We start from the raw sequence: 7,233 nt of genomic DNA on the forward strand, positions 1-7,233 counted from the left end.
GGGGGGACGGGCGGGTTGCGAGGCGGCCGGCTCGTTGGGTAGCGGGATCGTGGGAGCCAGACTGCGGGAGCCGGGCCGTGGGGCGGCCGGGCCGTGGGGCGGGCGGGCCGTGAGGTGGTCAGCGGCAGAGGGCCGGGCCGAGGGCAGCCGGTTGCAGGGCGGGGGTGGGTCAGGTGGCTGGCTTCTCGGCGTGGCCGCCGAACTGTCTGCGCATCGCGGAGAGCAGCTTGTCGGCGAACAGGGCCTCGCCGCGTGAGCTGAACCGCTCGTACAGCGAGGCGGTGAGGACGTGGGCGGGGACGCCCTCCTCCACCGCGGCCAGCACCGTCCAGCGGCCCTCGCCCGAGTCGGAGACCCGGCCGCTGAACGACTCGAGCTTCGGGTCCTCGACGAGCGCGGCCGCGGTCAGGTCCAGCAGCCAGGAGCTGACCACGCTGCCGCGGCGCCACACCTCGGCCACCGCGGCGGTGTCGATGTCGTACTGGTAGTACTCCGGGTGCGCGAGCGGGGTGGTCTCGGCGTCGTGCTCGCCGGTGTGGCCCCGGCCGATACCGGCCTTCTCCAGGATGGCCATGCCTTCGGCGAAGGCGGCCATCATGCCGTACTCGATACCGTTGTGGACCATCTTGACGAAGTGCCCGGCGCCGTTCGGCCCGCAGTGCAGATAGCCCTTTTCCGCCCTGCTCGGCTCGCCGGCCCGTCCTGGGGTGCGCGGTGCCTGGCCGAACCCGGGGGCGATCGCGGCGAAGAGCGGGTCGAGGTGCGACACCACCTCGTTCTCACCGCCGATCATGAGACAGAAGCCGCGCTCGAGCCCGAAGACCCCGCCGGACGTGCCGACGTCGACGTAGTGGATGCCCCGGCCGGCGAGTTCCTTCGCCCGGTCGACGTCGTCCCGGTAGTAGGAGTTCCCCCCGTCGATGATGATGTCACCGGCGCCGAAGTGCTCGGCGAGCGCGGACACGGTCTGCCCGGTGATCCCGGCGGGGACCATCACCCAGGCGGCGCGGGGGGTGGAGAGTTTCGCCGCGAACTCGGCCAGCGTGGTGGCCCCGGTGGCGCCCTCGGCCTCCAGCTGCCGGATCGCGTCGGCGTTGACGTCGTAGACGACGCAGTCGTGGCCGTGGCGGATCAGCCGGCGCACGAGGTTGGCGCCCATCCGGCCAAGGCCGATCATCCCGAGCTGCACGAGGTCTCCTGTTGGTTGGTTGTCGGTCCGGGGCAGCAGCATCATGATCATGATTTCATGCCGTCTGGGACCTGGATCCCCAGGTCCCAGGGCCGACGGTGACATGATCATGTTGTACTGCCCGGATCCCCGCCGGATGGGCGAAGCCGGTCCGACGGGTCCGGGCGGGCGGCGGGCCCCGGATCACTGGCACGGCACCGTTGGAGGCCAACGGGCCTTTGCCCATTGTCTCCCGGCGTCGAGCCCGTCACCGCGTGACCGGCCGCCAGCCCGATGATCGTTGTGCCACACACGGACGCGCGTTGCGCCGCCCATGAGCCTGATCAGACCATTACCAACAGGAGTGAATTCTGCGCGTCAGGTAGTCGTACGGTGTCGGACAGGGCCGCGGAAGCCTCCCGGCGAAGCGGAAGCCTCACGGCGAAGAAGCCCGCCGTCCGGGCGGTTCAGGCGGGTGTGGTGGCCAGCGTGTCCTGGTTCGCGCTCGCGGCCGCGTACTTCTCCTCGTACTTGCGGGCGAGGCCGTCGAGGGCGGCGAGGTAGTGCCCGGCGTTCTCGCGGGCCTGCTCGGCCTGTGCGTCCAGGCCGGTCAGCTCGAAGAACTTCCAGTGCCGCAGCAGCGGCGTGACCACGTCGTCGTGGTGGCTGCGGAGGTTGTAGATGCCGGCCTTGGCGATCCGCTTCGCCTTGTTCTCGAAGTCCTCGATGCCGGTCCCGGGCATCTGGAAGGTCATCAGCTCCTCGGCGATGGCCTGCACCATCGCGGACGGGGTGAGCTCCAGCGCCGCGGTGACCAGGTTACGGTAGAAGATCATGTGCAGGTTCTCGTCCGCTGCGACCCGGGTGAGGAGCTTCTCGGCGATCGGGTCCTGGGTGAACCGCCCGGTGTTGCGGTGGCTGACCCGGGTGGCGAGCTCCTGGAACGACACGTAGGCGATGGTGCGCAGCGGCGTCTTCTCACCGCTGTCGAACCCCTTCTGCATCTGGTGCATGCGGCCGCGCTCGAGGGCGACCGGGTCGACGCCGCGGGTGACCATCAGGTAGTCCCGCATCACGATGCTGTGCCGGCCCTCCTCGGCCGTCCAGCGGTGCACCCAGGCGCCCCACGCGCTGTCCCGGCCGAAGATCGTGGCGATCTCACGGTGGTAGCTGGGGAGGTTGTCCTCGGTGAGCAGGTTGACCTCGAAGGCGATCTGGGCCACGTCGGACAGCCGGGACTGCTCCGGATCCCACGGCAGGGTGTCGAAGTCGCGGCCCTGGCTCCACGGGACGTACTCGTGCGGCATCCACTCGGTGGCGAGGTCCAGGTGGCGGTTGAGGTTGGCCGCGGCGACGGGCTCAAGCTCGTGCAACAGGTTGATGTCCGGGGTGGATGTCATGCCTGTCACCCTGGCAGGCCGACCGCGCGCGGGACTACGTCCGCCAGGTGTGGACTCCAGCCCGGTGATCTGTTCCCGGAGAACAGAACCGGAAGCCTCCGGCGGGCTCATGGCGGGAAGCCGGCGGAACACGCGGGGCGACCGGCCGGCCGGCGTGCGGGACGGCCGGGAGGCCATCAGACCGCGCGGGACGAGCCGCGCGGGACGGGGCGCGGGGTCACACAGGACGCGGCGGTGCGGCCTGGCGTGCGGGCGGCTCGGCGTGCGGGCGGCTCGGTGTGTTGGGCGGCCTGGGGCGGTGCGGCGGTCCGGGACAGCGGGCTCAGGACAACGAGGGAGACGACGGGCCGGCCGGGCCGAGCGCGTCGCGGGCGTGGTCGAGCAGGCCGGCCGCCCGCGCGGACGCCCCGGCCTGCTCGATCTCCTGGCACAGGCGGGCGATGTCCCGGCGCGTCATGCCGGAGTCGATCATCGTGGCGCAGGAGACGGCCTGGTGGCCCAGGGCCACGGCCTGGTCGATGTTGCCCGTGCGGACGTGGGCGATCCCCAGCCTGCTGAGGAACTCGACGCGGTCGCGGGGGACCTCCTCGTCGAGCTCGTCGAGATCGTCGAGGGCGGCCTCGAAGTGCGGTATGGCCGCCTCGGGGCTGCCGCCGGACAGCAGCGCCTCCCCGGCCGAGAACGCGACGTCCTTGCGGCGGGCCCAGTACATGTAGGGCGGGCTGTCCTCGGGGCGGGCCTTGTCGACCAGTGTGTAGGCGAGCTCGGTCTCGGCCGCGGCGTCCTCGCTGTTGCCCGTGCGGCTGTGCGCGACGGCCAGGTCGGCCGCGATCACGGCCCGCTCGATCGCGCTGAGCAGGTAACAGGCCCCGGCCTGGGCGCGGTGCAGCAGGCTGACCGCGTCCGCGGGCTGCCCGTACCAGGTGACCTGCTCGGCCATGCAGCGCAGGACGTTGGCGCCGAGAGCGGGCGAGTTCGCCTCGTGGGCGGCGCGCAGCGCGATGAGCCAGCAACGCTGGGCCGTGCCGTACTGCCCGACGTCGTACATCGCCCACCCGGCCAGCCGCGCCAGCTCCGCCGCGACCGCGTAGAGCCGGGCCTGATGGGCGTCACTGTGGGTACCGACCCGCAACAGGCGGACGGTGATCGAGAGTTCGGTGCGGGACAGGGCGTACACGTCGTTGCCGCCGAGGACGTCGCTCATCCGCCGCAGGGCGTCGACCCGGTCCTCGAAGCCGCGTACGAGCGGGTCGTCGACGAGCTGGCCGGTGGGCACGACACCCTCGTGGTGCGTGCGTGCCGCCAGCCACCGCTGCGCGGCGGAGTCCAGGGAAGGCCCGGAGACGGGCAGGAAGCGGTGGGGCCGCCTGGCGTGGGTCATCGCCAGGAGCTCGCGGGTGAGCCCGTCGTCCGTCCACAGCAGGTCCAGGCCGGTGTTGGCGGGTGCGATCTGCTCGTGGACCGGCGGGCCGGCGGGCTGGTGACCGGCCGCCTGGTAACCAGCCGCCTGGTGACCCGGCTGCCGGTTACCGGACTCCCGGTTACCGGACTGCCGGTGGCCGGCGGTGTCGGGGAGGCCGGCGCTGTTCCGGGCGTCGACGGTGTTCCGGGTACGGTCGGCGGTTTCAGGCCGTCGGCGGAGCCCGTCCGAATCCCATCCTGGATGTGCCTGCGTTGTCACGGCGGGTCTCTCCCGTCTCCGTACGGAACTACTGTCAATCGTAGCCGTGCGAATACAGCGTCCCTTTGCGGGGCTGCTGTCCTTCTCCGGGGGAGCGTGTTTCAGATCTTCGCGTCCGGTCCGTTGACCGGGCGAAAGATCCGGAACAGCTCCGGGAATCCTGCGGCTCGTTCTGGTCGGCGTGGGATCGGGATGTTGGTCGTCCTGGCGAATCCAGGGCCGTGCACAACCCCTGTGTCGGCAATCGCGGGGGCTGTGTTATAAGCGTCCGCTGGACGGTGTCCGGACCCAACGGTGGCCAGGCTGTTCGCCTGTTTGCCTGTCCGCTGGCCGGAGGCAGGAGCGTACGGATATAGGCGGACCTCCAGAACGGGCAGACGTCGCGAGCCGGTCCGGTGTTCTGCGAGCACAGGGTCCCACTACCCATGGAACCTACCACTTATGCCACGTATGACCAGTGGGCATCCCCACTCGGGGGCGTCGCCCGGTGGTGGTGTGGTTACATGTTACGCCCGCGTCTGCCTGGGTGAAGTCGTTTTTTCGGCTCCCGGCCGGCGTCGCCGATTCTTCTCAAAAAATAGTTCCGCGGTCGCTCGGTCTTGTTATCAAACCCGGTTTTTACGATGTTTTCTGTTCGTTTTTATTCCGTCGACACCGTGTCGGGTCATCCTCCCGACCTGCGCAAACGGCGTATAGTGACGCTTCACTTCCGCTTGGTAATTGCGGTGTCGTACGGCTGGCGCCGGGTCACGAAGATGATTTCAGGGATGTTTCCCAGACGTTTCATGAGCGCTTTTCCGGATGGCTGTCGTGTCCCGTCGGCATTTCGCCCGTGCCTGGCCCGGGCCTTACCCCGCCCGGCTCCCGCCCGGCCCGTGTCCGCCTCGCGCCCGGGCACGGGCCCGGCAGCGGGCCAGCCCGTGGTGGGTTACAGGCCCCGGCCGAGGGCCGGTTCGGACTGTCCGCGCCGGGACCGCCCGCCGGCCCGCACGTCCGGCGCGCCCAGGCGGGCCGCGTCGGCGGTCTGGTCGTCGGCCTGCTGCTGGGACTCTCGCTCGGCCGCCACCCGGGCCTGGTAGTGCCCGATCTCGACGTCGATGGCCCGGGAGTCCCAGCCCAGCTCGGGCGCGACGAGCGCGGCGACGTCCGCGGCGGCCTCCAGCCCGCGGTCCCAGGTCTCGATCGAGATCCGGGTGCGGCGGGTGAGCACGTCGTCGAGGTGCAGCGCACCCTCGTGGGAGGCGGCGTACACGGCCTCCGCCGCCAGGTAGGAGTCGGCCCCGCGCAGCGGCCGGGCGAGCTCGGGCCGCTGCCGGACGAGCGCCAGGACCTCCTGGGCGAGAGTGCCGTAACGCGTCAGCAGGTGCTCGGCCCGGGCCACGTGGATCCCCGCGGAGCGGGCCAGCGCCTCCCGCGCGTTCCACAGCGCCGGGTAGCCGTCGGCGCCGAGCAGCGGGACCCGGTCGGTGCAGGACGGCGGCACGCTGCGGCCCATCCCGTGCACGGCCGCGTCGACCGCGTCCCGGGCCATCACCCGGTACGTGGTGTACTTCCCGCCGGCGACCATGGTCAGGCCGGGCAGTGGCGAGACCACCGCGTGTTCCCGGGACAGCTGGGAGGAGTCCTCCGACTCGCCCGACAGCAGCGGCCGCAGCCCCGCGTAGACACCGGTGATGTCGTCGGTGGTCAGTGGCGTGCGCAGCACCCGGTTGACGTGGGTGAGCAGGTAGTCGATGTCGGCGCTGCTGGCCGCCGGGTGGGCGAGGTCGAGGTTCCAGTCCGTGTCGGTCGTCCCGACGATCCAGTGGCTGCCCCAGGGGATCACGAACAGCACGCTGCTCTCGGTGCGCAGGATCATCCCGGTGGTGGCGTGGATCCGGTCCCGGGGCACCAGCAGGTGGATGCCCTTGGAGGGCCGCACCGACAGCTGGCCGCGCCCGCCGGCCATCGCCTGGATGCCGTCGGTCCACACCCCCGCGGCGTTGATGGTCTGCCGGGCGCGGACGTCGATCTGCCCGCCGCCCTCGAGGTCGTGGACCCGTACCCCGGCGACCCGGTCGCCCTCGCGCAGCAGGCCCGTCACCCGGGCGCTGCTGGCGATCAGCGCACCGTAGTGGGCGGCGGTCCGGGCGACGAACATCGTGTGCCGGGCGTCGTCGACCTGGGCGTCCCAGTACTGGATCGCGCCCACCAGGGCGTCCCGGCGCAGCGCGGGGACGGCGCGCAGCGCCGCCCGCCTGGTCAGGTGGCGGTGGCGTGGCACCGCCCGGCGGCTGCCGCCGAGGGTGTCGTAGAGCACCATCCCGGTGCCGACGTAGGCGCGTTCCCAGCCCCGGTGGGTCAGCGGGAACAGGAACGGGACCGGGCGGACGAGGTGCGGGCAGAGCGTCTCCAGCAGCAGCGCCCGCTCCCGCAGCGCCTCGCTGACGAGCGCGATGTTGAGCTGCTCGAGGTAGCGCAGGCCGCCGTGGATCAGTTTGCTGGACCGGCTGGACGTGCCGGCCGCGAGGTCGCGGGCCTCGACCAGCGCCACGGACAGCCCACGGGTGACCGCATCGAGCGCGACGCCAGCCCCGGTGATTCCGCCGCCGATGACGACGACGTCGACGACGTCGGATTCCATCTGGCGCAGGGCGTCACCACGGGTGGTGGGATTCAGCCGTGCCGGAACGATCATCGTGTTCTCCGTCTCCGGAGCGTGGCGGCCAGAGCTGGCGCGGACAGGTCACATCGTGCCCGCCGCGGACGAGGGCCGCATGGCAGCTTGCTCACAGTGATCATTTTCTCACAGTAATCGATTCCCGCGCCCCGGGCCGACGCTTGGTGGTCCATGCCACCGCCGACGGACCGGAGCGCCGCCGGACCGGAGCACCGCCGGAGCCGTCCGGGCCACCTTCGTCCGGATCTCTCCGGGATCCCTCCAGCCGGCATCCCCGGCATCCCCGGCATCCCCGGGTTCCCCGGCATCCCCGGCATCCCCGGCA

Annotated in this window: 4 protein-coding genes; all 4 read right to left on the reverse strand. The window is 71.4% G+C overall.

Features of this window, described 5'->3' with window-relative positions:
• Positions 1-169: 169 nt before the first annotated feature.
• Positions 170-1,189: a phosphogluconate dehydrogenase (NAD(+)-dependent, decarboxylating) gene (gnd, locus tag NBX02_RS06310; protein ID WP_250283068.1), complete on the reverse strand. Its 1,020-nt coding sequence runs from the start codon at positions 1,187-1,189 to the stop codon at positions 170-172.
• 446 nt (positions 1,190-1,635) lie between these two features.
• Entirely contained in the window at positions 1,636-2,568 is a 933-nt protein-coding gene (locus NBX02_RS06315) for an acyl-ACP desaturase (protein WP_250283051.1), read from the reverse strand.
• Positions 2,569-2,890: 322 nt separating this feature from the next.
• Entirely contained in the window at positions 2,891-4,249 is a 1,359-nt protein-coding gene (locus NBX02_RS06320; RefSeq protein ID WP_250290416.1) for an XRE family transcriptional regulator, read from the reverse strand.
• A 928-nt stretch (positions 4,250-5,177) separates the two neighbouring features.
• Positions 5,178-6,926, reverse strand: coding sequence for a glycerol-3-phosphate dehydrogenase/oxidase (locus tag NBX02_RS06325; protein ID WP_250283048.1), 1,749 nt, complete (start codon positions 6,924-6,926; stop codon positions 5,178-5,180).
• Positions 6,927-7,233: the final 307 nt, after the last annotated feature.

Origin of the sequence: Protofrankia sp. CiP1_Cm_nod1 (assembly GCF_920888515.1) — a bacterium.
Lineage (GTDB): Bacteria > Actinomycetota > Actinomycetes > Frankiales > Frankiaceae > Protofrankia.